Source organism: Streptomyces rishiriensis (genome assembly GCF_003112535.1).
In the GTDB taxonomy this organism is placed as follows: Bacteria; Actinomycetota; Actinomycetes; order Streptomycetales; family Streptomycetaceae; genus Streptomyces; species Streptomyces rishiriensis.
In genome coordinates, this window is record NZ_BEWA01000005.1 from 250,437 (window position 1) to 274,884 (window position 24,448).

The following is a 24,448-nucleotide window of genomic DNA, read 5'->3' on the forward strand; positions in this document are numbered from 1 at the left end:
GGACCGGTCGCGGCCCGCGGAGCACCGCGACCTGAAGGACGGTAGGGATGTCACATGAACAGACCATGAAGCCTTCCCGGTGGTCCTGGTGCGCCCGGCGGGTGGTTAGCCTGACCGGATGCACTGCCTGGTCGTCGACGACGAGACCCGCCTGACCGACCTGGTCGTCCGCTACCTGACCGAGTCCGGACACACCGCCGAGGGCCGCTACGACGGCCCGTCCGGCCTCGCCGCGGCGCGCGACCCCCGCCTGGACGCCGTACTGCTGGACGTGATGCTGCCGGGCATGGACGGCGTGGAGGTCTGCCGGACCCTGCGCGGTGAGGGCATCGACGTACCCGTGATCCTGCTCACCGCGCGCGGTGCGATCAGTGAGCGGGTGGCCGGGCTCGACGCCGGCGCCGACGACTACGTGGTCAAGCCGTTCGCGATGGAGGAGCTGCTGGCCCGGCTGCGGGCGATATCCCGGCGACGCCCCGAACACTCGGGACGCCTGACGGTCGGCGACCTCGTCCTGGACCCCGAACAGCAGCGAGCCTGGCGTGCGGACACCGAACTGGAGCTGTCCCGGCGGGAGTTCGACGTACTGCGGGTGCTCATGGAGAACGCCGGGTGCGTGGTCACCCGCCTCCAGCTGCTCGACGAGGTCTGGGACGGCGAGACCGACCTGCGCAGCAACGCCATCGACGTGCACGTCTCCAAGGTGCGCGCCAAGGCCGACCGCGCCTTCGGTCGTACGACGATCACCACCCTGCGCGGACGCGGCTACCGCCTGGAGACCGCCCCGTGAGCCGTCTTCCCCGGCGGCTGCGGCCCTGGTTCCGGCGGCTGCCCGTCGTCGCCCGCCTGGTGCTGGCCGTCGCCGTCACCATGTCCCTGGTTCTGGCGGGCGCGGCGGGCCTGGTCTACTGGCGGGTCCAGACCGCCCTGGACCGGCAGCTGAACGACGACCTGACCACCTACCAACGCAGCCTCGACCAGGCGGTACGGGACGGAGTCCAACCCCCGCCGGGCCCCAGCGGCAGCCTCCAGCAGGTCCTGGACGCACGGGGCCATGTCCTGGTCTGCAGCGCCGCCCTGCGCGACCGGCCGCTGCTGTCCGTGGCCGAGCTGGGCGCCACCGCGCACGGGGCCACCGTCCGGCGGGACGTCGGCTCCCTCCTGCCGATCACCTCGGACACCCTGCGTCTGCAGGCCAGACGGGTCACAGTCGGCGGCCAGGGCCGGATCGTGATCGCCGCCGTCCGGCGCGGCCACCGCGACGAGGCGCTGCGCGAACTTCTCGCCCAGCTCGCCCTCGCCTCCGGTCTGACCCTGATCGCCGCCTCTTACGTCGGCTACCGCACCGCCCGAGCCGCCCTCCGACCCGTCGAGCGCTACCGCGCCGGCGCCGCCGGGCTCGCCGACGGCGCCCAGAACCTGCGCCTGGACGTGCCCGCCGACCGAGACGACGAGATCACCCGGCTCGGCCACACCCTCAACCACATGCTCGACCGCCTGGAAGCGTCCGCCGAACGCGAGCGCCGGTTCGTCGCCGACGCCAGCCACGAACTGCGCACCCCGCTCACCCTCATGCGGGCCGAACTCGACGTCGCACTGCACCGCCCACGCTCCGCCGACGAACTCGCCGAGACCCTCCGCTCGGTGGACACCGAGGTCCAGCGACTGATCGACCTCTCCGACGCGCTCCTCGACCTGGAGGAACTCGGCACCACCCAGCACATCAGCCGGGCTTCCGCCGGCCTTGCCGGCCTTCTCGCCGCCGCCGTCGCTCCCCACCTGCGCACCGCCGGACTGGAGGGGCGCGCCGCGACGGTCGAGGCGCCCGGAACAGAGGTCGACGTCGACACCCGCTGGCTCCGGCCCGCCATCGGCAACCTCCTCGACAACGCCCTGCGCCACGCCACCGGGGACGTCCGCCTCACCGCCGCCGTCCACGAGGGCCGACTGCGGCTGTGCGTCACGGACGAGGGGACGGGCTTCCCGCCGGAGTTCCTGCCCCGGGCGTTCGACCGCTTCGCCCGCGCCGAGGCCAGCCGCACCGGCAGGGGGTCGGGCCTGGGCCTCGCCTTCGTCCAGGCGGTGGCCGCCGCCCACGGCGGCACCGCCCACGCCGAGAACACCGCACACGGAGCCCGCGTCGTCCTCGACCTGCCTTGCTGACCGGCCCACCGACTCGTCGCCCGCGTACGGTGGGGGCATGGCGCCCCCTCTGCCGGGCCCGCTGGCTCACCTGGCCCCGCTGCTCACCCACTACGGCTACTGGGCCGTCGGTGCCGTGGTCCTCGTGGAGGACTTCGGCATCCCCGCCCCCGGAGAAACCGTCCTGATCGCCGCCGGAATCTACGCGGGGGCGGGACAGCTGAACATCGTGGCCGTGACGGTCATCGCGTTCGCCGCCGCCGTGATCGGGGACAACATCGGCTATCTGATCGGCCACACCGGCGGACGGGCCGTCGTCCACCGCTGGGGCCAGTACGTGTACCTGACCCCGGAGCGTTTCCGGAAGGCCGAGGAGTTCTTCACCCGACACGGGGGCAAGATCGTCGTCGTCGCCCGCTTCGTCGAGGGACTGCGCCAGGTCAACGGCATCATCGCGGGCACCAGCGGCATGCCCTGGCGCCGTTTCCTCGTCTTCAACGCCATCGGCGCCGCGCTCTGGGTCGGCCTGTGGGCGGCCTTGGCCTACGCGGCGGGCACCCACATCACGGCCGTCTACGCCGTGATCACCCGCTACCAGCTCTACGCCCTCATCGCTCTCGGCGTCCTGATCGCCGCCCTCGTCCTCCGGCACCTGCTGCGCCGCCGACACCAGGAGTGACCCGGCGGGCAAGACCGTTCATCCTTCCGGCTCGGGCTCGGGCTCGGGGTACGGGCTGAGGTACGGGTACGGGCTCGGGTACGGACGATGCCACGCGACGGCGAACGAACGACGTGTTGTCCGTTGACCTTCAAGTCAGCCGCCGTGTCATCGAACCCAGTCGAAGATCTTCCTGGCCTTGGCGTGGCAGGATGCCGGGGACACGACCGCCAGCACGTCGATCGACCGGAGCCAGCCATGATCAGCGGCGCGCATGTCATCCTCTACAGCCAGGACGCCGAGGCGGACCGTGCCTTCATCCGTGACGTCCTCGACTTTCCCGGCGTGGATGCGGGCGGCGGCTGGCTCCTCTTCAAGCTGCCCCCGGCCGAAGTCGCCGTGCACCCGACCGATGGCCGGCCCCAGCAGGAGTTCTACCTGATGTGCGACGACCTCGATTCCCAGCTCGGCGAGTTCCGCGCCAAGGGCGTGGAGATCACCCGCCCGGTCAGCGAACAACGCTGGGGCAGACTGACTGCCATCCGGCTCCCCAGCGGCGCCGAACTTCCGCTCTACGAACCGCTGCACCCCATCGCCCACAGCCTGTGAGCGCTCCACCCCCGTGGGTCCGTGCGGTGCGTGCGGTACGTGCGAAGTACGAGCGCGTATGGCGCGACATCAAGGTGCTCGACGAGCCCTGGAGCCAGGTGGCAGCGGACGCCGTGGAACGTCTCGGCCTCCTGGAGACTCCGCCCCAGTTGCCCGACATCCCCGAGCCGCGAGCCGACGGCCCGAAGCCCTTGCTCGGGCACTGGAGCCCCTACGGCCCACGCGCCACCCGCCCGACGGCCCGCCCAGCGGCACAGCGGATTGCGGCACGCGGCGTTCAGCAACGGCTACTTCACATCACCGTGAGACCAGGCACAGCTGGACCCACGGTGACCGCACCTCAGTTCATCGGGGCCGGCAGGTCGGCCGGACGCTGAGCAGCTCGGTCCGCAGCACGGGCGTGCCGTCGACGGGCGCCGGGTCCTCGGTAGTTGGCTCGATTCCGCCAGCAGCGATCTTGTCGAGCGTCTTCAGGCCGGCGGCACCGACCGTGCCGAACACCGTGTAATTCGGTCGCAGCGCGGAGTCGCCGTAGACGACGAAGAACTGCGAACCGTTCGTGTCCGGACCGGCGTTGGCCATCGCCAGCACACCACGACCGTAAAGGCGACGGACGCCGGTCGGATCGCTCGGCGCCGGCGGCAGGTCAACCGGCAGCTCGTCCTTGTACTCGTACCCCGGCCCACCCTCGCCAGTGCCGGTCGGGTCGCCGCACTGCAGGACCTTCAGCGTCGGATACGCCGTCAGCCGATGGCACACCGTACGGTCGTAGAACCCGTGCCGCGCCAGGTGCACGAAGCTCTGGACCGTGCACGGCGCCTTCGCCCGGTCCAGACGCAGCGGGAGCGGGCCCTGGCTGGTCGGGACTGCCATATCGACGGTGCCGTGACCGGGGGTGTGCCGCGGGTCGGGCGGCAGGGGAACCGGCCGCGCCGCCGGCTCGTCCGGGGTCTGGGTGTACTGGCACGGACCGTGCGTGGTTCGCGGCGGGGCGTCGGAAGCGGAGGCGGTGGTGCTGCCCCCGGACACGACCAACGCGGCTGCCGCCCATGCGGTGATGACAGCTCGGTTCATCCTGCACACCCTCCAAAAGATCGTCAGATTTCGGAGCGGTCGCAGTCTAGAGCGCGGCCCGGCGGGCGAGTACCCGTCCGCAAGCCACATCCGCCTCCCGGCCATCGGCCCGCGGCCGCAGGCCGCTTCGTGCGGATGCGGCACAGCGTCGGCCGGCCGATCAGGGCGTCCACCCGGTGCACGACGGAGGCTCCCCGAGCCCGGTCGAGCGGCCTCCCCGGTCCACCCCGTCAGGCGCCCTTCGCCGAGCCCGCCCGGCCGACGTGCTGCCGCCCTCCGCTTCCCCTCGGGCCGTCCGTCCCGGAGGTCAGCTCGTCGCGCTCACCGGACGTCGGTCAGGGATTCGTCCAGGCCTCGGGGTCCTCCGCGAGGCTCAGGATCTCGTCGGGCAGCTTGGCCGCGGCCACGTGGGCCAGGGTGACTTCGCCGAGGACCTTGCGGACGTTGGCGCGTACGGCGATCCACAGCGGCAGCAGGGACTCCGCGGGACCGCAGTAGGAGAGCTCGGGTGGGCGCACTCCCCGCACCGAGACCAGGGGGCCGTCCGCGACGCGGATGACGTCGGCGATGGCGATCGACTCCGCCGCGCGGGCGAGCCGGTAGCCGCCCTGGCCGCCCCGCCGGCTGACCACGAGACCGCCCCGGCGCAGGTCGCCCAGGATGCCCTCCAGGAACTTGTGGGGGATGCCCTGCGCCGCTGCGATCGCCTCGGCCTTGAGCGAGGCCTCGCTCCCTGCTGCGGCCAGCTCCAGTGCCGCCCGCACCGCATAGTCCGCTCGCGCCGAGATCCGCATGCCGCGATTATTCATCACTGTCGTGTGGGCCCCCGCACCGGTCGCCCTCCCGGTCAGGCTGGAAGGGCGAAGGGCGGGTGCGCGCCGTTGAGGAAGTAGTCGCCCACCTCGCGCAGTCTGTGGGCGACCGGCTCGCGCAGAGTGTGTGTCCGGGCGTTGCGCCAGAAGCGGTCGAAGCCGTGCCGAGCGGAGGCGGCGTCGGCGCCGATGACGTCCAGGGCACGAGTGGTGATCTCCTGCGCGGCCCGGGAGGCGGCCGACTCGGCCACGCTCGCGAGGACGGCGATCTCCGCGCACTCCTCGTCGTCGAGATCCTCACCCTGCGCGAGGCCGCACACCAGGGCGTCCACCGCCTGCTCGGCGAGGGCGGACGCGGCCCGTGCGACGACCGTGAGCTCGCCGTACACGGTCAGCGCGTACGCATCCTGCGGCGGACCGTCCGGCCAGGTCAGAGGCGAGAGCGGCTGCCAGGAGGACCTCATGCCCCTTCCGCACTCGCGAACCTCGGCCAGCAGGCCCTCCGCCACGCCCAGACAGAACTGGACGGAGACCAGACGCGCGGTCGGCGCGGCCAGAGAGGCGAAGGGTGACAGGACGCCCTCGTCCGGCGAGAGGGTGCCGAGCACATCGTCGGCCGCGACCGGCACGGAATCGAACTCCACGCCGCCACCGGCCGCCAGCCGCTGGCCGAAGGCGTCCCCGCTGCTGCCCACGACGCCCGGGCGGGCGGGGTCGACCAGGACGGCCAACGGCTCACCGGTGCCGTACTTGGCGGCTCGAACCATCAGCCGGTCGGCGACCCCGACTCCGGTGGCATACCTCTGGAAGCCGTTGAGCAGATAGCCGCCCGACGTGGGGGTCAGGATGAGTGGTGGTTCATGTGAGGCGATACCGCCTCCCCAGCACCACTGCCCCGCCGTCGACTCCCGCTCGATGCGGGCGGCACGGGTGCGGTCGGCGAAGAACCGGGCGCTGCGGGACAGGAAGTAGTGGTTGCCCAGCAGGCGGCCGATGGCCCCGTCGGCCGCGGCGACGGTCCGGATGACCGCGTAGGCCGTGCGCCAGTCCGAACCGCCTCCCCCGAGATCGGCCGGCGCCGGCAGCGTCAGCAGTCCCGACTCGCGCAACCGTGCCACCTCGTCGAGCGGCGCCTTGCCGGCCTGTTCGCGCTCGACCGCGTCCGTGGCCAGATCGTCCGCCATCTCACGGGCGATGTGCAGCCAGTCGGACTGCCCGGCTCCCGCGTCGCTCACCTCGTCCGCCGTCACCGTCATATCCCCGCCCGCTTCATACGGCTGCGGCTGCGGCTGTCGCTACAGCTCAGTGCTGTGGTCATGGCGGCGTCTTCCTTCAGGGGACCGAGGACGACGCGGTGCCCGGCGAGGCGGTGTGGGGGTGCGGCGGTGCGCAGCGATGCGTCGGCTTCGTCATCCTCACCCTCCTCTTCGACCACCGTCAACACTTTCCCTAGTAATCCGATAGGAAAACTATGAAAGCCGGGACGATCCGGCTGATTCGCTTTCCCGGATGGCGAGTTCGCGAGGGCGGGCGGCCGGGTGGTCGTCCCTGCCCCGGGCTGCCGGCCACCCGGGAGGCGCAGTCCCGGCAGATGACCGGGGTGCGCCGGGGGACGGCTCGGGCGGGAAGACGCCCGGGACAGCGAAGTGGCGGCCCTTGCTGAGCGTCGTCGGCGATCACCTGGGTCAGCGGGCGCTCCCGGCCCCGGCGAAGGGGACCTGGGCGGTGGGGGCCGCCTGCTCCCCGTCCGGGTGCCGCCACAGACCCTGCGCCTGAAGCTTCGGCAGCACGCCCTCGCCGAACCAGTACGCCTCCTCCAGATGCGGATACCCGGAGAAGACGAACTCCTCGATCCCCAGGGCGGCGTACTCCTGGATCCGCTCGGCAACCTCGGTGTGACTGCCGACCAGGGCGGTCCCCGCACCACCCCGCACCAGCCCGATGCCCGCCCACAGGTTGGGATGGATCTCCAGCCCGTCCCCGCTGCCACCCCCGTGCAGGGCCAGCATCCGCTGCTGTCCCTCCGACTCACTGCGGGCAAGCCCGGCCTGAACCTGCCGCACGGTCTCCGCGTCGAAGCCCGCCAGCAGCCGCTCCGCCTCGGCCCAGGCCTGCTCGGAGGTGTCGCGGGTGATGACGTGCAACCGGATTCCGAAGCGGACGCTGCGACCCTCCTGCGCGGCCTGCTTCCGGATCCAGGCGATCTTCTCGGCGACCTGCGCCGGCGGCTCCCCCCACGTGAGGTAGACGTCGGCATACCGCGCGGCCACCTCCCCGGCGATCGCCGAGGAACCACCGAAGTACACCTCGGGCACCGGGTCGGGCACCCGGGCGAGCCTGGCGTCCTCGACATGGAGGTGCTCACCGGACAGGTCGACGGTCTTGCCCTCCCACAACCCCCGGACGATTTCGAGGAATTCGCCGGTCCGCCGGTACCGCGCGTCCTTGTCCAGGAAGTCTCCGTAGGCCCGCTGCTCGTGGCTCTCACCGCCGGTGACCACGTTGAGCAGGAGCCGTCCGCCGGTCTGCCGCTGGAAGGTGGAGGCCATCTGCGCGGCGAGCGTCGGTGAGACGAAGCCGGGGCGGAAGGCGACGAGGAACTTCAGGCGCTCGGTGTTCTGGCTGACCATGGCGGTGGTCAGCCAGGCGTCCTCGCACCACGCGCCCGTCGGCGTGAGCGCACCGACGAAGCCGAGGTCCTCGGCGGCGCGGGCGATCTGGCTCAGGTAGGCGACCGTCGGCGGCCGGTCGCGCCCGGACTCCGTGGCGGGGGTGCCGTGGCCGCCGCCGACGACGTGGCGGCTGTCGCCGTTGGTGGGCAGGAACCAGTGGAAGGTGAGGGCCATGCAGGGGCTCCGTTCGGTGTTCGTCAGCGGTGGTCAGCGGTGGTCAGCGCTCGTCAGAGGAGGCCGTGACGGGGCGGCTTGGCGCCGTTGAGCACGTAACGGCCGATGTGCTGCACCTTCCAGCGGGCCGGATCGTGCAGGGTGTGGGTGCGCGCGTCACGCCAGTGGCGGTGCAGGCCCAGGGAGCCGAGCGCCGAACGGGTGCCGGAGACCTCGAAAAGTGCGCTGGCGACCTCCACGGCGGCCTCGGCCGCCGTCACTTTCGCGGCGGCCACGGCGATCGAGGCCTCGGCGGCCGAGTCGTCGGTCAGGTCGGCGCGGGCGTCGTCGACCGCGCGGGCGGCCTCGCGAAGCAACGCTCCGGCAGCCCGTTCCCTGATCGCCAGTTCGCCGAACCGCTGGATCAGCAGCGGATCCTCCGCGGCGGTCGCGTGCCCTTCGGCTGCGCTCTCGAACCAGGGGCGGCTCTTCGTACGGACGAACTCCACCGCCTCGGCCAGGGCCCCGGAGGCGATCCCTGCGTCGATGGCCGCATGCAGCAACTGAGCTACCGCGCCGTGGAGTTGGGGACCCCGGAAGGTGAGGTGGTGCGGCACGACACGGTCGGCGGGCACGGGCACAGACTCCAGGCGGACGGTTCCGCTGGCGGTGGTGCGCTGTCCCATGCCGTCCCAGTCGTCCACGACGGTGAGGCCGGGCGCGTCGCGCGGGACGTACGCCACGTGCAGCGTGTCGTCCTCGGTGCGGGCGAGGACGGGGATCCAGTGGGCGAACAGCGCGCCGGTGGAGTAGTGCTTGACGCCGTCGAGTGCGTACGACCCGTCCGGGAGCCGGGCGAGGCGGGTGCGGATGTCCTGGACGTGCTGCGTGCCCGCCTCGGACTGGGCGTTGCCGAACCGTTTGCCGGCCAGTACCTCGCCGAAGAAGAACTCCTGCTGCTCGTCAGTCCCCTGCCGGCGCAGCACGTTGACGTACACGTAGTGGCTCTGCGGGATCTGGGCGAGGCTGGCGTCGGCGGCTGAGAGCAGTCGGAAGATCTCGGCGAGCGTGACCGCACGGACGTCCGCGCCGCCGAACCGGGCGGGCACGGTCACGGCGAGCAGCCCGGAGGCGGACAGCCGTTCCAGCTCCGTGTGCGGGAGCCTGCGCCGCGCGTCCCGCTCGGCTGCGCCCTTGCGGAAGCCCGCGGCCAGCTCCGCGGCCACCGCAAGGGCCTCGACGTCGTCCGCGATGACGTGCGGGACGCTCATCCGGCGGCCGCCAGGAGCGTCGTCCGACCGCCCAGCGCGGCCGAGAACCGGTCCGTCACCTGGGCGAGGGCCTCGGCCGAGCCCGGCGCGACGGTCAGCGTGCCGTCCTCGCCCACCGTGATGTCCTTGTCGAGCGTGAACCAGCCCGGCGTGACATGGGCCGGGCCCATGGAGGCGAGGACCGGGCGCAGGGCGTAGTCGATGGCCAGGACGTGGGCGGTGGAGCCGCCGGTGGCCAGCGGGAGGACCGTCTTGCCCGCCAGGGCGTACTGCGGGAGCAGGTCGAGCAGGGACTTCAGCAGCCCCGCGTAGGCGGCCTTGTAGACGGGGGTACCGATCACCACCCCGTCCGCCTGCGCGAACAGGGCGGTGGCCCGGACGATCGCCGGGTGAGCGAAGTCGGCCCCGAGCAGCGCCTCGGCCGGCAGGGTACGAACATCCAGCGCCATCACCTCGTGCCCCTGCGCGATGAGCCGCTCGTCCAGGTGGCGCAGCAGCCGGGCGGTGCCGGAGGTCGCGGAGGGGCTTCCGGAGACGGACAGGACAGTGGCCATGGGAGGACCTTTCGGTTCGTCGTTTCGTGTGCGGCCCGCGGTCAGACGCGGGCAGCGGCGGGCTCGGACGCGGCTTCCCGTGCCTCCAGTTCGCGCACCAGGGGCAGCACCCGCCTGCCGAAGTACTCGACCTCCTCCAGGTAGTGCAGGAAGCCGAGGAGGAAGAGGTCGACGCCGAGCCGCTTGTAGGCGACGATCCGCTCGGCGATCTGCTCGGGGGTGCCGATCAGACCCGTGCGGAAGCCGTCGTTGTACTGGACGAGATCCTCGAACGTGGAGTCCTGCCACATGCCCTTGCCGTCGCGGGTGGACGGGCCGGCCTGCTGGACGGCGTCGCGGAAGCCGTCCACGGCCCGGGTGTCGGCCTTGGCGACGATCTCGCGGAGCGTGTCGCGGGCTTCGGCCTCGGTGTCGCGGGCGATGAGGAAGCCGTTGAGGCCGAACCTCGGTGCGGTACGGCCCGCTTGGGCGGCGGAGGCACGGACGTCCCGGATCTGCTCGGTGACGCCGTCGAAGTCCTTGCCGTTGGAGAAGTACCAGTCGGAGACGCGGCCGGCCATGGCGCGGGCGGCGGTGGAGTTGCCGCCCTGGAAGATCTCCGGGTGAGGGCGCTCGGGGGTGCCGAGTGGCTTGGGCTTGAGGGAGAAGTCGCGCAACCGGTAGAAGTCACCGGCGAGTTCGGCATGGTCCTCGGTCCAGATCTGCCGCAGGGCGCGGATGAACTCCTCCGAGCGCCGGTAGCGTTCGTCGTGCTCCAGCCAGGGCTCGCCCAGCGCGGTGAACTCGCCCTTGAACCAGCCCGATACGACGTTGACGGCGAAGCGGCCCTTCGACAGGTGGTCGGCGGTGGCCCCGAACTTGGCGAGCACGCCCGGGTGCCACAGGCCGGGATGCACGGCCGCGATGACCTTCAGCCGCTGCGTGGCGAGGAGCATGGCCAGGCTGAAACTGGTCGACTCGTGCTGGTACTCGGCGCCGTAGCCGGCCATGTAGCGGACCTGGCTGAGGGCGTAGTCGAAGCCGTTGTTCTCGGCGAGGACGGCGAGTTCGCGGTTGTAGTCGTAGCCCCAGTCGGTGCGCTGCTCGATCTTGCTGGTGACCAGACCGCCACTGACGTTCGGCACCCAGTAGGCGAAGCGGACGGGATCGGGTCCGGGGTATGCGGAGGAGGCGGGCATGGGAACTCCTGGCAGGGAATGCTGCGCGGGCGGGACGAATGAGCTCCGCGGAATTCAGACACGCTGGAGCGGCGTTTTCCGGGAAAGCCGTCGTCACGACGGAGATGAGCCGGGGCCGGAATGCACGGCAGGCAGTCGTGGAGGGAGCGGGTGGGAGGGTTTCCCTCGGGTGCGCTCAGACCCGACAGCGACAGAAGGCGCTGGATACACGCGCAAGGTCGACGTGGCGTCGCTGCGTGAGGTCCTGTCGCTTCATGTCATCGATCGAACCAGGAGGGAGTCCGGCCGGTCAAGAACGCCCGGATGTGATTCCACATGGTGAGAGTCGGTATTCACGAGGTTGTGACAGGGATGTTCGCGATCTCGAGCGCGAGCTCGGCGTGGACCTGCTGGAGCGCAAGCGGTCCGGGGCGAAGATCAGTGATGAGGGCAGGGAGCTGCTGCCGCACATCACGAGTGTGCTGGACGCGGTGGACCGGCTGCGCGGCGCGGCCGGCGACCAGCACCGCATCAGCCGTATGGTCCGGCTCGGCACGGTGAACACGGCCACCGTGCCGCTGGTCATCCCGACCGTGCGGGAGTTCCGGGCCTCGCACCCGGTCACGCAGGTGGAGTTGGTCGGCGCGCAGCAGGCGGACATCCACCGTGGACTGCTGGAGGGCGCCTTCGACCTGGGACTGGTGAACTACCTCCGGGGCGACGACATGCCGCCGGGCTTCGAGACGACCGAGTTGCTGTGCGGCCGGCCGGTGGTGTGCGTGCGTCCGGACAGTCTGCTGGCGGCCCTGGACGCGGTGGACGCGGACAGTCTCCTGGCCGAGCCGCTGGTCGTGATGCGATCCGGCTATGTGATGCACCGTTTCGTGCACCGGCTGCTCCGTGGCCGGACTCCGTCCTTCTCGTACTCCACCGACGGCGCGGAGATGGGCAAGCTGATGGTGGCCGAAGGGCCGGGGGCCACGGTGCTGCCGGACTTCAGCGTCGTCGGCGACCCTCTGGAGCGACGGGGCGCAGTGCCGGATCAACTCGGCATACGGCTCGACGGGGTTGGTCACGTTCGCCGAGAACAGCGGGTCGCCGTGGCGGGCCGCCAGGTCGACGGACTCCTTGCTGGTCGCGCTGCCGTGCCAGATCCGGACCGGCCGCTGATAGGGCCGCGGCCACACCTCGGCCTCCGTCAGCGGGGGACGGAAGCGGGTGTCGGCGGTGACCTTGTCCTGGCGCCAGATCTTGCGGAAGACCTCGTAGCTCTCGGCGTTGCGGTCCCACTGGTCCTCAGGGGTGACGTGGAACAGGTCGCGCTGAGCGGCGCCGTTGCCCTTGCCGATGATCAGGTCGAGACGCCCGCCGGACAGGTGGTCGAGGGTGGCGTAGTCCTCGTATGCCCGGACCGGGTCCAGCAGGCTGAGCGTCGTGACGGCCGTGAACAGGCGGATCCTCTTCGTCAGGGCGGCCACATGGCTGAGTACGACGGTCGGTGAGGAGGAGATGAACGGCCGCTCGTGCCGCTCCCCCACGCCGAAGCCGTCGAAGCCCAGCTCCTCCGCGAGCAGCGCGTTGTCGAGGACCTCGCGGAAGCGGTCGTGGGTCGCCTTCTGTATCCCGGTGAGGGGATCCGGGCGGTGCACGATGAGGGTGATGGCGAGGAATTTCACGACGCCGCCCGCTCCTCGCCCCTCAGGTCGTCCGTGGGGGTCCCGCCGCTCGAGCGAGGCCGAGAGCGGGGGAGGTCGAGGCCGAGGTGGTGGCGGAGGGTCGGGCCCTCGTAGTCGCTGCGGAACACTCCCTGTTCCTGCAGGAGCGGGACGACCTTGTCGGCGAAGTCGTCCAAGCCGGTGGGGGTGATGTGCGGGACGAGGATGAAGCCGTCGCTCGCGTCCGCCTGGACGTACTCGTTGATGGTGCGGGCGACGGTCGACGGGGAGCCGATGAAGTTCTGGCGGTTGCCGGTCTCGATGACCAGGTCGCGGATCGACCAGTTGTTGGCCGCGGCCAGCTCACGCCACTCGCGGGCGGTGGCCAGCGGGTCGCGGTACATGCGGACCTGGGCACGGCCCTTGGAGATGTGGTCGTCGCTGACGTCGGGGTCGATGCCGGGAAGCGGGCCCTCGGGGTCGTAGGAGGACAGGTCCCGGTTCCAGACGAACTCCAGGTGCTTGATGGCGGTGGCCCCGCTGACCTGCTGCCGGCGCACTTCCCTGGCCAGTTCCCCGGCCTCTTCGTCCGTGTCGGCGAGGACGAAGCTCGCGGCGGGCAGGATGAGCAGTTCGTCGTGGCGGCGGCCGTACTTGGCGAGGCGGCTCTTGACGTCCGAGTAGAAGGCCCGGCCTCCTTCGAGAGTGGCGTACCGGCTGAAGATCGCGTCGGCGTCGGAGGCGGCGAACTCGCGGCCCTCGTCGGAGTCGCCCGCCTGGAAGACGACGGGACGGCCCTGCGGGGAGCGGGGCACGTTGAACTGACCGTGGATGTCGAAGTGCCGGCCGGTGTGGACGAAGGAGCCGGCTTTCGCGTCCCGCAGGAAGGCGCCGGTCGCCCGGTCGGCGATGATCTCGTCGCCGTGCCAGGAGTCGAAGAGTTCCTGGGTGGTGGCCAGGAACTCCTTGGCGCGGGAGTAGCGCTCCTCCTGCGGGAGGAAGCCGCCGCGGCGGAAGTTCTCGCCGGTGAAGGCGTCCCAGGAGGTGACGACGTTCCAGGCGGAGCGGCCGCCGGAGAGGTGGTCGAGACTCGCGAACTGGCGGGCGACCTCGTATGGCTCGTTGAAGGTGGAGTTGATGGTGCCGGTCAGGCCGAGGTATTCGGTGACGGCGGCGAGCGCGGCGAGGACCGTGAAGGTGTCAGGGCGGCCGACGACGTCCAAGTCGTAGATTTTTCCGCCCTGTTCGCGGAGCCTGAGTCCCTCGGCGAGGAAGAGGAAGTCGAACTTGGCGCGTTCGGCGGTCTGCGCGAAGTGCACGAAGGAGCTGAACTCGATGTGGCTGCCGGCTTTCGGGTCGCTCCACACGGTGGTGTTGTTGACGCCGGGGAAGTGCGCGGCCAGATGGATCTGCTTCAGCGGCTTGCTCATGTCGGTGTGGTCCTTCCGGCTTCAGGCGGTGGTGGCTGCGGCGTAGCGGCTGGCGGGGCGGGTCAGGCCCAGCAGACCGCGCAGGGTGTCGGCCTCGTACGCGGTGCGGAAGACGCCCCGGCGCTGGAGTTCGGGGACCAGCCCACGGGTGATGGCCGGGAGGTCGTGGCCGGCGACGGCGGGCCGCAACCGGAACCCACTCAGCCCCTCTGCCGCCAACGCCTGAAGGAGGTCGGCGAGTTGGGCGGGTGTGCCGGCGAAGACGCGCGCGTCGCTGGTGTACGGCTCCCCCGCCAGGGCGTCGAGGCGGGTGCGCCGGTCCTCGGCGGCGGCCTGCTCGTCGTCCAGGAAGACCACCAAGTCACCGAAGATGTGCACGAGTTCACCGGCGCGTCCGGCAGCCTCCTGCTCGGCCCGGATCTCGGCGACAATCGCCCGGGCGTGGTCGGTGTCGTGCGGGGTGACATAGCCGACATCGGCCTGGCGGGCGACCAGCCGGTACGGGACGGCCTGGTGGGCGAGGGAGGTGACGAGGGGCTGGCCCTGCGGTGGGCGCGGGGTGATGGAGGGGCCCTTGACGCTGAAGTGCGTGCCCTCGAAGTCGATGTAGTGGAGCTTGTCACGGTCTACGAAGCGGCCGGTGGCGACGTCGCGGATCTCGGCGTCGTCCTCCCAGCTGTCCCAGAGGCGACGGACGACCTCGACGTAGTCGGCGGCCTCGTCGAAGTGGCCGGTGAGCCGCTCCTGTCCGGCCGGGCTCTGGAGTTCCGCCAGGTCGATCGGCGGGAAGGCACGGCGGCCGAAGTGGTCGGCCTCGTGCGGGCGGGCGCTGATCTGCACGCGCAGGCCGGCCCGGCCGGTGCTGACGTAGTCGAGGGTGGCGATCGCCTTGGAGATGTGGAACGGCTCCGTGTGGGTGGCGATCACGGTCGGCACCAGTCCGATGTGCCGGGTGAGCGGTGCGATGCGGGATGCGATCAGCACGGCGTCCAGGCGGCCGCGGACCTGGTCGGTACGGCCGTCCAGCTCGCCGTAGCGGGAGGACTGCAGGCCGAGGCCGTCCTCGAAGGTGACGAAGTCGAGCAGGCCGCGCTCGGCCTCGGCGACCAGGTCGGCCCAGTAGCCGGCGGTGAACAGGTCCCGGGGGCGCGCGACCGGCTCACGCCAGGAGGCGGGGTGCCAGCCGGTGCCGTCAAGGGCGACGGCAAGGTGCAGGTGGGAAGAGGGAGTTGAGGACACGAGGGTGCCTTCCTGGAGGTCCGTACAAGATCACCGGCCCGCGGAGCGGGGCGAACGGTGGTGGGCGACCGCAGGGAGATGGGGCCCGGCCGAAGACTGGGGGTCAGGAACGACAGAGAGCGCCGGCCACGCGCTGGAGGTCGATGTGGGGCCGGCTGTGGAGGCGCACGGCACGCGGTGCACGTGTCACGCGGCCCACCTCCGAGTCATCGCCTTCGACAAGGACAACGGCACGGCTATGCCGTTTCTTCCAGTACGGCGGCTTCGGTCCGCCGTACGAGTGAGAAGGCCGTACGACGGCGCAGGGTGAAGCCGATCGGCTCATACAGCCGGATCGCGTTCGCGTTGTCGGCTCTGGCGTGCAGGAAGGGCCGCTCGCCGCGCTCCTTGATGCCGGCCGCGACGGCCCGGACCAAGCGGGTGGCCAGACCCCGGCCGCGGTACGCCGGGTCTGTGCACACGGCGCTGATCTCCGTCCAGCCGGGCGGATGGAGGCGTTCACCGGCCAGGGCGACAAGGCGGCCGTCGTGGCGGATGCCGAGGTAGGCGCCCATCTCGACGGTGCGGGGCAGATAGGGGCCGGGTTCGGTGCGGGCGACCAGGTCGAGGATCTCGGGCACGTCGTGAGGGCCGAGCCGTACGGCCTCGGGGTCGGGCTCCGCGCGCAGGCCGGTGTCCACGAGCTGGACGCCGTGTCCGGTGCCGACGACCTCCCAGCCCTGCGCCGCCTCGGTGACGCCCCGCACCGAGGCGGTGCCGCCGGGGCCGACGAGCGCGGCAAGGTCGGCCCAGGCGCGCGGGGCGTCCTCGTCGGAGACGGCGTGGAAGGGAGCCACGTCCTGGTGATAGCGGGCGGCGTGGCCGATTCGTTCGGCGATGGGGGTACCGCCCATGCCCTTAAGGCTATGGGGGAGGGCGTGGGGGCCGGTGAGCGCGGCCCAGGCGGGGTTGTCGAGGATGTGCGAGGGGCTGGCGTCGAGGGTGGTGACGGACATGGTGTGGCGGTCTCCGGGGTGCGGCTCGGGGTGGCCGGCGCGCGGGGTCTCCATCGCGGGGGTGGCGGTGGAGTCCCCGGCACGCGGTGGTCAGGAGTTGTCGAGCGGCAGGCCCGGCGGGTTGACCTCGGACTTGGCGACGGCCTCGTCGGAGAGGTTGTACGCCTTGAGCCACTCGGCGTACTGACCGTTCTTGATCAGGTAGTTGATCGCGGCGGCCAGCGGCTCGGCGAGTCCGCTGTCCTTCTTCGCCGTTGCCGCGATCAGGCCCTGCAGGCTCGCGCCCGCGCCGGAGTAGGTGCCCGCGGTGCGGGTGGCGTTGGGCGTGCCGGCCACCTGACGGTTGTGGTAGGCGAAGCCGGGGTTGGGACCGAAGGAGGCGTCGATCTTGCCGCTGTTCAGGGCGAGGTAGGTGCTGGGGCTGTCCTGGAAGTACTTGACGGTGAGCTTCTTGCCCTCCTTGGCCAGCCTCGCCTTCCACTCCAGGAGGATCTTCTCCTGGTTGGTGCCGGAGCCGACGGCGATCGTCTTGCCGGCGAGGTTCTCGTAGGTGCCGTCGAAGTTCCAGGTGCTCTTCTTCGGCACGATGAAGGCCAGGTTGTCCTGCCGGTAGGAGGCGAACTCGTACTTCTTCTTGCGCTCCTCGGTGTCGGTGACGTTGGAGAAGGCCACGTCGACCTTGCCGCTGTCGACGCCGACGAAGAGGTTCTCCCAGGTGGAGTTCTTGACCTCGGCCTTGAGCCCGAACACCGCGGCGATCAGGCGGCCGAGGTCGGGCTCGGAACCGGTGAGGGTCTTCTGGTCGTCGCCGACGTACGCCAGCGGCGGGAACCCGGCGGGCAGGGCACCGATGCCGATCTCCAGCTTGCCGCGCTTTTTGACGGCGGCGGGCAGTTCGGCGCTGATGGACTTGACCTCGGAGACCTTGACGGTGGTCCGGGTGGCGGCGCCGTTGGAGACCTGACCGATGACGACCTCGCCGGACTTGGCGCTGTCGGTGGTGGTGGCCGCGTCGCTGGTGCCACCGCAGGCGGCGAGCCCCGTGGCCAGGGAGGCGACGGCGGTCGCCACGGTGATGCCGCGTATCAGGCTGCGTCGGGTGAAGTGGGTGGGCATGGCCGTTCCTTGTCGCTGAAGGTGATGAGGGTGGCGTGAGGGGGGAGGTCTGGGGGTGCGGAGGGTCAGAGGACCTTGCTGAGGAAGTCCCGGGTCCGCTCGTGCCGCGGCCTGTCGAGGACCTCGGAGGGCGGGCCCTGCTCGACGATCTTCCCGCCGTCGATGAAGACGACCCGGTCGGCGATCTCCCGGGCGAAGCCGATCTCGTGGGTGACGATGACGAGGGTGGTGCCGCTGGTCGCCAAGTCCTCGATGACGGCGAGGACTTCGCCGACGAGCTCGGGGTCCAGGGCGGAGGTGGGCTCGTCGAAGAGGATCACGCCCGGGCGCAGGGCGAGGGCGCGGGCGATGGCGACGCGCTGCTGCTGGCCGCCGGACAGCTGCCGCGGGTAGGCGCCGGTCTTCCCTGCGAGCCCGACCCGGTCGAGCAGCTCGCGGGCGAGCTGCCGGGCCTCGGGCTTGCCGAGCCTGCCGGTGGCGACCGGCGCGGCGGCCACGTTGTCCAGGACCGTCAGGTGCGGGAAGAGATTGAAGTTCTGGAAGACGAAGCCGATCCTGCCGCGCTGGGTCAGGATGGCCCGCTCGCTCAGCTCCTTCAACCGGTCGCCCTGCCGCTTCACGCCGATCAGCTCGCCGTTGATGCTGACGTAGCCGATCTCGGGCTTCTCCAGGTGGTTGATGACCCGCAGCAGGGTGGACTTGCCGGAGCCGGAGGGGCCCAGGACGACGGTGACCTCGCCGGGGCGGACGGTCAGGTCGACGCCGTCCAGCACCCGGTGGGCGCCGTACCACTTGTGCACGTCGTGCACCTCGACGGTGGCCGCCTCGACGTCCGCCAGGGCTTCGAGCGTGTCGGCGGTCATACGGCGGCCTCCCGGCGGATACGGGCCCGCAGGTCGTAAAGACCGGTGCGGAGCTTCTGCAGCGGCGTCGGCGGCAGGCTACGGGTGGCCCCGCGGGCGTAGTGCCGCTCGACGTAGAACTGGACGACGGAGACGACGCTGGTCAGGATCAGGTACCAGACGGTGACGACCAGCAGCAGCGGCACGATGTCGCCGGGGTAGGTGGAACCCATCGTCTGCGCGGAGCCGAACAGGTCGAGCAGGGAGACGTAGAAGACCAGCGAGGTGCCCTTGATCAGGCCGATGAGCTGGTTGACGTAGTTCGGGATGATCGAGCGCAGCGCCTGCGGGAAGACGATCCTGCGGAACTGGTAGCCCTTCGGCAGGCCGAGCGCCGCAGCCGCCTCGTGCTGCCCCTGGTCGACGGAGAGGATGCCGCCGCGTACGACCTCGGCCGCGTAGGCGGCCTCGTTGAGGCTGAGGCCGATGACCGCGACGACCATGTCGCCGGCGAGTCTCGACTCGTCGAAGGAGAAGAAAGCCGGGCCGAAGGGGATGCCGACGCTCAACGTCTTGTACAGGGCGCTGAAGTTGTAGAGGAAGATCAGCACGACGATGAGCGGGATGGAGCGCAGCGCCCAGACGTAGGTCCAGCTGGCCGCGCGCAGCACCGGGCTCTTCGAGAGCCGGCCCAGTGCGAGCACGATGCCGCCGACAAGGCCCAGCACCGCGCTGTAGGCGGTGACTTCGACGGTGATCAGCAGGCCGTCGAGGATGGTGGGGCGCAGGAACCAGTAGCTCCAGCGGTCCCACTGGTAGAAGGGGTTGGTGACCAGTCCGTGCGCGAACTGGGCGACCAGGACCAGCACGACCGCGGTGACGATCCAGCGGCCTGGCCGCCGCAGCGGCAGAACTCGCTGGGCCGTACGCGGTCTTGACGGTTCGTCGGTGGGCGGCGCTTCGGCGAGGACGACGGTGGCGCCAGGGGGTTCACTCATGGTGGGCTCCGGCTGGGTGGGAACACCCCGGAGGCACGGCGGCATGCGGCGGCGCACACGGCGGCGGGGTACCGGGGGGCGGAGGAGGGCGACGGCACACCGCGGGGGCGGTGCTCGTCAGGAAGTGCGGGGGCTGCGGGGAGGTGTCAGCCGCGGCAGCGGGCGCGGCCCGGTGCGGTACACAGTGCGCTGTTCACGCGGAGCAGATCGACGGCACGATCGGCGACGAACAGGTTCGCGTACGACGGTACGCGGCCCTGGGAGCGGCGTGCGGCCGTCCTGGGAGCTGCGTACATGGCGTCACCGTCACTGTTTCCGGCCCTGGGGGCCTCGCGCTTACCGAGACTTCATCGGTCGGGTCGTCACCTGGGGCACCCCACCGCGGTGGGAGGGTTGCCGGTCAGCAAGCCAGGGCTTGTCGCTGACGCTCATGACCGTTCTGAGCAGTAGTTAAAACAACGGCCCGAACATTGTCAACGCCCGTCCACCAGGCGGAACGTCCGGCGGCGGCGTGGGCCGGGCCGTCCGCGAGGAACAGCGAGTCGAACGTGGCGCTCTCGGCCAGCTGCGCCAGCTCGATCCAGTGCCGCAGGTCGAAGTCAGCCCGGGGGTTGCTGTGCGGGAGCCGCCACGCCGCCTCGTGGTGCCCCGCTTCCCTGAGGAAGGCGTTGAGATGGGGCCGCCGTCTCGCGCTCACGACGTCACCTTGAGCTTGGAGCTGTCGTAGCCGGCCGGGAGAAGGTTGTCGGTGACCGACTTGACGTCGACCTTCTGGGTGATCAGCGCGTTGAGGGTCAGCGACAACAAAACGCGCTGGAGACGTGCGCCAGATCGATGTGGCGCCGCCGAGTGAACTCCACGCGCGGGTTCATGGCTCGGGAGTTCAGCAGAGGTCCACCACGGTGGTCAATATGCTTCCGGACAGGTCTTGAATTGCGGACACGGGACCGGCGTGGGCGCTGCGGGCGACCGTACTCGCCCGCCCTTGTACACATGACTGACAAGAAGCTGTCACACGCAGACCGGAATGCGGTTTCGGCCGACCCCCGTTCTGAGTGACATGACTGTTGGAGTAGCGCTCAACGCGTCCGGCGCGCCGAACCAGGTCGACGCCACCGTCCAACTGGCCCAGGAGGCCGCGGAGTCCGGTGTCACGTCGGCCTGGTTCGGGCAGACCTTCGGCGCGGACTCACCCCAGCTCGCGGCGATCGTCGGGCGAGAAGTGCCGGGACTGCAGGTCGGCACCTCCGCGATCCCCGTCTTCGGCCGGCACCCGCTGCTCGTCTCCAGCCAGGCCCAGACCGCCCAGGCCGCGACCCACGGCCGCTTTCACCTCGGTCTGGCTCTGGGCACGAAACTGCTGACGGAGACGGGCTTCGGCCTGCCTTTCGAACGACCCGTCGCCCGGCTGCGCGAATTCCTCACCGCCCTGCGGCAGCTGACCGAGACCGGCACCGCCGACTTCCACGGTGAGCTGCTCACCGCCACCACACCCGTCCCGGCGCGGGTACCGGGCGCCGAGAACGGCGTCCCCCTGCTCGTCGCCGCCATGGGGCCGCAGGCTCTGCGGGCCAGCGGCGAGCTCGCCGACGGAATCCTGCCCTATCTGGCGGGACCGCGCGCTCTGGCGGACCACATCGTTCCGGCCCTGACCGCCGCGGCCGAGGCCGCCGACCGCCCCGCGCCCAGGATCGTGGCCCTGGTGCCCGGCGTGGTCACCGACGACGTCGACACGGTGCGGGCCAAGGCCACCGAGAACCTCGCGTTCTACGAACAGATCCCGTCCTACGCGCGGGTCATCGAACTGTCCGGCGGCCGGCGGGCCGCCGACCTGGCGGTGATCGGCGACGAGAAGACCGTCGAGGCCGAGGTACGCCGCTACCGCGACGCCGGCGCCACCGAGATCGTGTTCTCGGGCACCGAGATCGCGGGAGAAGCCGACCGCCGACGCACCTGGCGACTCCTCGGCGAACTGGCCGGCTGATTCCACCCGTCGGCTCGACAACCCCCTGCGACCCGCCCCGAAGGCACCCCCGGCACCAAGGAGACTCCCCATGACCACCGAGGCCACCACCACGGACGTCCACGCCTTCGCCGAGACCTGGCTGGAGTGGTACCGCGCCCAGGAGGCCCGGCTCGCCGCCCCGCACGGGTTCCTGGCGATCACCGGCCTGCACTGGCTCGACGACCGGCCCCAGCGCTTCCCGGACGCGCCCGGCGCGTGGCGCACCGGCCCCGAAGGCGTCGTCGTAGACCTCGACGAGGGCGAGGAACTGGTGGTCGACGGGACGCCGGTGCACGGCGAGCACCGCTTCGGCGTGCTTCCCGAGCGCGGGGGCGTCGACGCCCTCTGGGGAGACGCCGTCATCGAGGTCGCCAGGCGCGGCGGGCACGACATCGTGCGCCCGCGGCACCCGGACGCGCCGCTGCGCACGGCCTTCACCGGGACGCCCGCCTACGCCCCCGACCCGCGGTGGGCTGTGACGGGCCGCTACATCCCCTTCGGCACACCGCGACCGACCACCGTGGGCGCCGCGGTCGAGGGCCTTGAGCATGTGTACGACGCTCCGGGCAGGGTCGAGTTCGAACTGGACGGGCGTCGGCTGTCGCTGACCACCTTCCCCGGCCACGGCGCGGGCGCGCTGATGGTGCTGTTCACCGACGCGACCTCCGGGGTCACCACCTACGCCGCCAACCGGTCCCTGGCCCTCGATCCGCCCGCCGCCGACGGCACGGTCGTCCTGGACTTCAACCGCGCCACGAACCTGCCGTGCGCCTACACGGACCTGGCCACCTGCCCGCTGCCCCCGGCCGAGAACCGGCTGCCGGTGGCGATCGAGGCCGGCCAGAGGATCCCCCTCGAGCGCGGCGGCTCCTGAGCCGGCCGCACGCTCACCCCGACTCCCCCGACAAGGCGTCCCTTTGGCGCCGTTGACGTACGACGAGACCGCTCCGTACGATCACCAACGGCATTGAGTGTCAGCGTCAAGCCCTGGCTCGCTGACCGGCAACCCTCCCGCGCGGTGGGGTGCTCCAGGTGAAAGCCCGGCGGGATCACCGACGATCTCCGCAAGCGCGTGGGCCTCGTGACCGGGGCCGGACAGACGGAGGACCGATATGCGGCACGGTGGTGACCTCGGCGCAGGCTTCGCCGGCGCCACCGTGTTCTCCCGGCTCTCGCGTCGGCGCCACATCGACCTCAAGCGCTCGACCAGCTGTCTCTGTCAGGCCTGACGGGCCTTCCCGCCGCTGGTCGCAGTAGGGCGCCGGTCGTCGCCGCGCCCGCCTGCGCCTGATCTCCGTCTGACTTCGATCCCCCCTTTTTCCCTCTGATCCCCGTCTGCACAGCGCCCCCGGCACCGGCGTCGCGCCGGCCGGGGACGCACGCCCACGCGCGGCCGTGCCTTGCACCACACCCGTGCCTGGTGACACGAGTAGGAGAAGCCCTCGGTGACCGCACTTTCCGATGTCAGAACCTCCCGGCGGGCGGCACTGACCGCCCTGGTGACCACCAGTGTTCTGCTGACCGCATGCGGCTCCGGCGGCGGCGATTCCGGCAGCGGCGCCGGGCAGCCCAGGTCCGGCAGCACCCTGACCTTCGCGGTGGGTTCGGACGCCGGCTGCGTGGATCCGCAGCAGGTCGCCAGCAACGAGACCGTCTACGCGGTGCGCCAGATCGTGGACTCACTGACGGACCAGGACCCCAGGACCGGCAGGATCGTGCCCTGGCTGGCGAAGAGCTGGGACGTGAGTTCCGACGCCACGACGTTCACGTTCCATCTGAGACCGGGCGTCACCTTCAGCGACGGCTCGAAGCTGACCGCGCAGGTGGTCAAGGACAACTTCGACGCGGTGCCCAAGCTCGGCGCCCTGGGGACGCTCGCCGAGGGCTATCTGAGCGGCGTCAAGAGCACCACGGTGGTGGACCCGCTCACCGTCAAGGTGACCTTCGGCCAGCCCAACGCCCAGTTCCTTCAGGCCACTTCGACCCACTCACTGGGGATCGAGGCGTCGGCGAGCGTGAAGAGGACCCCGCAGCAGAGGTGCAGCGACGGGGTGATCGGATCCGGGCCCTTCGTGTCGAAGCAGTACGTGCAGAACCAGTCGATCACCCTGGCCAAGCGCACGGGATACGCGTGGGGTTCCTCGCGGTGGAGCAAGAAGGGCGAGGCGTACCTGGACAGGCTGGTGTTCCGGGTCGTCCCGGAGGCGGGCGTACGGGCCGGAAGTCTCCAGTCCGGCCAGGTCGACGCGATCAGCAGCGTGGGCAGGGCCAACGAGGCGGCGCTCGAGGGCGGTCAGGTCACCCTGCTGTGCCGGGCCAACCCCGGTGTGGTCTTCGGGCTCGGCGTCAACAACTCGCGTCCGCTGCTGAAGGACGTGAAGGTGCGTCAGGCGATCCTGGCGGCCGTCGACCGCAAGCAGATCGCCGACACCGTGTTTCCGACCGGCACCCAGCCGGCCACCAGCGTCCTGGCGCACACCACGCCCGACTACACCGACCTCTCCTCGGACCTCGCTTTCGACGCAGCCAAGGCGAAGTCCCTGCTGGAAGCGGCCGGTTGGAAAGCCGGCAGTGACGGCATACGCGCCAAGGACGGCAAGAAGCTGAGCCTGACCATCAGCTGGTTCCCCAACGCCGCCACCAACCAGCCTGCACTGGAGCTGGTCCAGCAGCAGCTGAAGGCCGTCGGGATCGACGTGGTGCTCAAGCAGGGTCAGGTCAGTCAGTTCGCCACCACGCTCCAGGGCGGTGACTTCGACCTGGTGTGGGGCAACGTGACCCGCTCCGACCCGGACATCCTGCGTACCTCCTTCTCCACCCGGCTGGCCAACTTCTATCGCCTGCCCGCCACTTCCCTGGACACGGCGCTGTCCGGCCAGGCCGCGACCACGGACACCGCCAAGCGCGAGCAGCTGGTGGAGGAGGCGCAGAAGCTGATCGTGCAGAACGCGTACAACGTGCCGGTGGTGGAACTCCAGACCCAGCTGGCCGTGTCGAAGAAGGTGCACAGCCTCGACTTCGACTCGGGCAGCCGCATCCAGTTGCACGACACCTGGATCGGCTAGC

The 24,448-nt window shown here is 70.9% G+C and carries 23 protein-coding genes, 3 pseudogenes and 2 riboswitches; of the genes and pseudogenes, 9 read left to right on the forward strand and 17 right to left on the reverse strand.

Annotated elements, in window-relative coordinates:
- Positions 1-118 precede the first annotated feature (118 nt).
- The 4 genes from Sri02f_RS09475 to Sri02f_RS09490 all read left to right on the forward strand — a co-directional run bounded on the left by Sri02f_RS09475 (position 119) and on the right by Sri02f_RS09490 (position 3,409).
- The gene (locus tag Sri02f_RS09475) at positions 119-790 is read left to right on the forward strand and encodes a response regulator transcription factor (RefSeq protein ID WP_109000650.1); all 672 of its coding nucleotides are present in this window, start codon (positions 119-121) and stop codon (positions 788-790) included.
- The gene (locus tag Sri02f_RS09480; RefSeq protein ID WP_109000651.1) at positions 787-2,163 is read left to right on the forward strand and encodes a sensor histidine kinase; all 1,377 of its coding nucleotides are present in this window, start codon (positions 787-789) and stop codon (positions 2,161-2,163) included. Before Sri02f_RS09475 ends, Sri02f_RS09480 begins: the two co-directional genes overlap by 4 nt.
- Before the next feature lie 37 nt (positions 2,164-2,200).
- Positions 2,201-2,821: a DedA family protein gene (locus Sri02f_RS09485; RefSeq protein WP_109000652.1), complete on the forward strand. Its 621-nt coding sequence runs from the start codon at positions 2,201-2,203 to the stop codon at positions 2,819-2,821.
- A 237-nt stretch (positions 2,822-3,058) separates the two neighbouring features.
- Positions 3,059-3,409 (forward strand): VOC family protein, encoded by a 351-nt coding sequence (locus Sri02f_RS09490; protein WP_109000653.1) that lies wholly within the window; start codon positions 3,059-3,061, stop codon positions 3,407-3,409.
- Positions 3,410-3,754: 345 nt separating this feature from the next.
- On the opposite strand, the gene Sri02f_RS09500 is transcribed toward Sri02f_RS09490, so the two are convergent.
- The 8 genes from Sri02f_RS09500 to Sri02f_RS44025 all read right to left on the reverse strand — a co-directional run bounded on the left by Sri02f_RS09500 (position 3,755) and on the right by Sri02f_RS44025 (position 11,379).
- On the reverse strand, positions 3,755-4,483 hold the full coding sequence (locus Sri02f_RS09500; protein WP_109000655.1) for a peptidylprolyl isomerase: 729 nt from the start codon (positions 4,481-4,483) through the stop codon (positions 3,755-3,757).
- 335 nt (positions 4,484-4,818) lie between these two features.
- The gene (locus Sri02f_RS09505; protein ID WP_109000656.1) at positions 4,819-5,277 is read right to left on the reverse strand and encodes an RrF2 family transcriptional regulator; all 459 of its coding nucleotides are present in this window, start codon (positions 5,275-5,277) and stop codon (positions 4,819-4,821) included.
- 53 nt (positions 5,278-5,330) lie between these two features.
- The gene (locus Sri02f_RS09510) at positions 5,331-6,551 is read right to left on the reverse strand and encodes an acyl-CoA dehydrogenase family protein (protein ID WP_109000657.1); all 1,221 of its coding nucleotides are present in this window, start codon (positions 6,549-6,551) and stop codon (positions 5,331-5,333) included.
- Positions 6,552-6,980: 429 nt separating this feature from the next.
- Positions 6,981-8,141, reverse strand: a complete 1,161-nt coding sequence (locus Sri02f_RS09515) for an LLM class flavin-dependent oxidoreductase (RefSeq protein ID WP_109000658.1) — start codon at positions 8,139-8,141, stop codon at positions 6,981-6,983.
- A gap of 53 nt (positions 8,142-8,194) precedes the next feature.
- Entirely contained in the window at positions 8,195-9,391 is a 1,197-nt protein-coding gene (locus Sri02f_RS09520; RefSeq protein WP_109000659.1) for an SfnB family sulfur acquisition oxidoreductase, read from the reverse strand.
- Positions 9,388-9,945: an NADPH-dependent FMN reductase gene (gene ssuE, locus Sri02f_RS09525; protein ID WP_109000660.1), complete on the reverse strand. Its 558-nt coding sequence runs from the start codon at positions 9,943-9,945 to the stop codon at positions 9,388-9,390. The genes Sri02f_RS09520 and ssuE overlap by 4 nt, the downstream gene beginning before the upstream one ends.
- A gap of 41 nt (positions 9,946-9,986) precedes the next feature.
- Positions 9,987-11,123 carry a dimethylsulfone monooxygenase SfnG gene (gene sfnG, locus Sri02f_RS09530; RefSeq protein WP_109000661.1) on the reverse strand — a complete coding sequence of 379 codons (1,137 nt, stop codon included), beginning with the start codon at positions 11,121-11,123 and terminating at the stop codon, positions 9,987-9,989.
- A gap of 175 nt (positions 11,124-11,298) precedes the next feature.
- On the reverse strand, positions 11,299-11,379 hold the full coding sequence (locus tag Sri02f_RS44025; protein ID WP_359440503.1) for a putative leader peptide: 81 nt from the start codon (positions 11,377-11,379) through the stop codon (positions 11,299-11,301).
- A gap of 262 nt (positions 11,380-11,641) precedes the next feature.
- Here Sri02f_RS44025 and Sri02f_RS42650 point away from each other — a divergent pair.
- Positions 11,642-12,070: pseudogene (locus Sri02f_RS42650) on the forward strand (substrate-binding domain-containing protein); the annotation flags it as partial.
- A gap of 66 nt (positions 12,071-12,136) precedes the next feature.
- On the opposite strand, the pseudogene Sri02f_RS09540 reads toward Sri02f_RS42650, so the two are convergent.
- From Sri02f_RS09540 to Sri02f_RS09575, 9 genes and pseudogenes are all read right to left on the reverse strand, one after another.
- Positions 12,137-12,778 (reverse strand): annotated as a pseudogene (locus tag Sri02f_RS09540) (LLM class flavin-dependent oxidoreductase); the annotation flags it as partial.
- A complete protein-coding gene (locus Sri02f_RS09545; protein ID WP_245970572.1) occupies positions 12,775-14,187 on the reverse strand; it encodes an NtaA/DmoA family FMN-dependent monooxygenase in 1,413 nt (470 codons plus the stop codon). The pseudogene Sri02f_RS09540 and the gene Sri02f_RS09545, both read right to left, overlap by 4 nt.
- Before the next feature lie 21 nt (positions 14,188-14,208).
- Positions 14,209-15,426: an LLM class flavin-dependent oxidoreductase gene (locus Sri02f_RS09550; protein WP_109000662.1), complete on the reverse strand. Its 1,218-nt coding sequence runs from the start codon at positions 15,424-15,426 to the stop codon at positions 14,209-14,211.
- A 103-nt stretch (positions 15,427-15,529) separates the two neighbouring features.
- Positions 15,530-15,751: a putative leader peptide gene (locus Sri02f_RS44030; protein WP_359440388.1), complete on the reverse strand. Its 222-nt coding sequence runs from the start codon at positions 15,749-15,751 to the stop codon at positions 15,530-15,532.
- Positions 15,663-16,421 carry a GNAT family N-acetyltransferase gene (locus tag Sri02f_RS09555; protein ID WP_174855628.1) on the reverse strand — a complete coding sequence of 253 codons (759 nt, stop codon included), beginning with the start codon at positions 16,419-16,421 and terminating at the stop codon, positions 15,663-15,665. Before Sri02f_RS09555 ends, Sri02f_RS44030 begins: the two co-directional genes overlap by 89 nt.
- A gap of 90 nt (positions 16,422-16,511) precedes the next feature.
- The gene (locus tag Sri02f_RS09560) at positions 16,512-17,537 is read right to left on the reverse strand and encodes an ABC transporter substrate-binding protein (protein ID WP_109000664.1); all 1,026 of its coding nucleotides are present in this window, start codon (positions 17,535-17,537) and stop codon (positions 16,512-16,514) included.
- Positions 17,538-17,602: 65 nt separating this feature from the next.
- Positions 17,603-18,400, reverse strand: a complete 798-nt coding sequence (locus Sri02f_RS09565) for an amino acid ABC transporter ATP-binding protein (protein ID WP_109000665.1) — start codon at positions 18,398-18,400, stop codon at positions 17,603-17,605.
- Positions 18,397-19,377 (reverse strand): amino acid ABC transporter permease, encoded by a 981-nt coding sequence (locus Sri02f_RS09570; protein WP_109000666.1) that lies wholly within the window; start codon positions 19,375-19,377, stop codon positions 18,397-18,399. The genes Sri02f_RS09565 and Sri02f_RS09570 overlap by 4 nt, the downstream gene beginning before the upstream one ends.
- 327 nt (positions 19,378-19,704) lie before the next feature.
- Positions 19,705-19,813, reverse strand: a riboswitch (SAM riboswitch).
- Positions 19,814-19,894: 81 nt separating this feature from the next.
- Positions 19,895-20,074: pseudogene (locus tag Sri02f_RS09575) on the reverse strand (LLM class flavin-dependent oxidoreductase); the annotation flags it as partial.
- Between the two features lie 363 nt (positions 20,075-20,437).
- Here Sri02f_RS09575 and Sri02f_RS09580 point away from each other — a divergent pair.
- The 4 genes from Sri02f_RS09580 to Sri02f_RS09590 all read left to right on the forward strand — a co-directional run bounded on the left by Sri02f_RS09580 (position 20,438) and on the right by Sri02f_RS09590 (position 24,447).
- Positions 20,438-21,361 (forward strand): LLM class F420-dependent oxidoreductase, encoded by a 924-nt coding sequence (locus Sri02f_RS09580; protein ID WP_109000667.1) that lies wholly within the window; start codon positions 20,438-20,440, stop codon positions 21,359-21,361.
- A gap of 70 nt (positions 21,362-21,431) precedes the next feature.
- Complete coding sequence (locus Sri02f_RS09585) at positions 21,432-22,256, forward strand: DUF1684 domain-containing protein (RefSeq protein ID WP_109000668.1); 825 nt, start codon at positions 21,432-21,434, stop codon at positions 22,254-22,256.
- Positions 22,257-22,345: 89 nt separating this feature from the next.
- Positions 22,346-22,459, forward strand: a riboswitch (SAM riboswitch).
- 35 nt (positions 22,460-22,494) lie between these two features.
- Positions 22,495-22,611, forward strand: coding sequence for a putative leader peptide (locus Sri02f_RS44035; protein WP_359440400.1), 117 nt, complete (start codon positions 22,495-22,497; stop codon positions 22,609-22,611).
- 216 nt (positions 22,612-22,827) lie between these two features.
- A complete protein-coding gene (locus tag Sri02f_RS09590; RefSeq protein ID WP_109000669.1) occupies positions 22,828-24,447 on the forward strand; it encodes an ABC transporter substrate-binding protein in 1,620 nt (539 codons plus the stop codon).
- The last annotated feature ends 1 nt before the right edge of the window (position 24,448 follow it).

Bases quoted from the DNA above. Each gene is read 5' to 3' on its own strand.
- Sri02f_RS09520 (WP_109000659.1), bottom strand. From the start codon at position 9,391: ATGAGCGTCCCGCACGTCATCGCGGACGACGTCGAGGCCCTTGCGGTG.
- sfnG (WP_109000661.1), bottom strand. From the start codon at position 11,123: ATGCCCGCCTCCTCCGCATACCCCGGACCCGATCCCGTCCGCTTCGCC.
- Sri02f_RS09510 (WP_109000657.1), bottom strand. From the start codon at position 6,551: ATGACGGTGACGGCGGACGAGGTGAGCGACGCGGGAGCCGGGCAGTCC.
- Sri02f_RS09505 (WP_109000656.1), bottom strand. From the start codon at position 5,277: ATGCGGATCTCGGCGCGAGCGGACTATGCGGTGCGGGCGGCACTGGAG.
- Sri02f_RS09485 (WP_109000652.1), top strand. From the start codon at position 2,201: ATGGCGCCCCCTCTGCCGGGCCCGCTGGCTCACCTGGCCCCGCTGCTC.
- Sri02f_RS09500 (WP_109000655.1), bottom strand. From the start codon at position 4,483: ATGAACCGAGCTGTCATCACCGCATGGGCGGCAGCCGCGTTGGTCGTG.
- Sri02f_RS09490 (WP_109000653.1), top strand. From the start codon at position 3,059: ATGATCAGCGGCGCGCATGTCATCCTCTACAGCCAGGACGCCGAGGCG.
- Sri02f_RS09555 (WP_174855628.1), bottom strand. From the start codon at position 16,421: ATGTCCGTCACCACCCTCGACGCCAGCCCCTCGCACATCCTCGACAAC.
- Sri02f_RS09545 (WP_245970572.1), bottom strand. From the start codon at position 14,187: ATGAGCAAGCCGCTGAAGCAGATCCATCTGGCCGCGCACTTCCCCGGC.
- Sri02f_RS44035 (WP_359440400.1), top strand. From the start codon at position 22,495: ATGCGGCACGGTGGTGACCTCGGCGCAGGCTTCGCCGGCGCCACCGTG.
- Sri02f_RS09565 (WP_109000665.1), bottom strand. From the start codon at position 18,400: ATGACCGCCGACACGCTCGAAGCCCTGGCGGACGTCGAGGCGGCCACC.
- ssuE (WP_109000660.1), bottom strand. From the start codon at position 9,945: ATGGCCACTGTCCTGTCCGTCTCCGGAAGCCCCTCCGCGACCTCCGGC.
- Sri02f_RS09570 (WP_109000666.1), bottom strand. From the start codon at position 19,377: ATGAGTGAACCCCCTGGCGCCACCGTCGTCCTCGCCGAAGCGCCGCCC.
- Sri02f_RS09475 (WP_109000650.1), top strand. From the start codon at position 119: ATGCACTGCCTGGTCGTCGACGACGAGACCCGCCTGACCGACCTGGTC.
- Sri02f_RS44025 (WP_359440503.1), bottom strand. From the start codon at position 11,379: ATGAAGCGACAGGACCTCACGCAGCGACGCCACGTCGACCTTGCGCGT.
- Sri02f_RS09515 (WP_109000658.1), bottom strand. From the start codon at position 8,141: ATGGCCCTCACCTTCCACTGGTTCCTGCCCACCAACGGCGACAGCCGC.
- Sri02f_RS09580 (WP_109000667.1), top strand. From the start codon at position 20,438: ATGACTGTTGGAGTAGCGCTCAACGCGTCCGGCGCGCCGAACCAGGTC.
- Sri02f_RS09585 (WP_109000668.1), top strand. From the start codon at position 21,432: ATGACCACCGAGGCCACCACCACGGACGTCCACGCCTTCGCCGAGACC.
- Sri02f_RS09560 (WP_109000664.1), bottom strand. From the start codon at position 17,537: ATGCCCACCCACTTCACCCGACGCAGCCTGATACGCGGCATCACCGTG.
- Sri02f_RS44030 (WP_359440388.1), bottom strand. From the start codon at position 15,751: ATGAGCCGATCGGCTTCACCCTGCGCCGTCGTACGGCCTTCTCACTCG.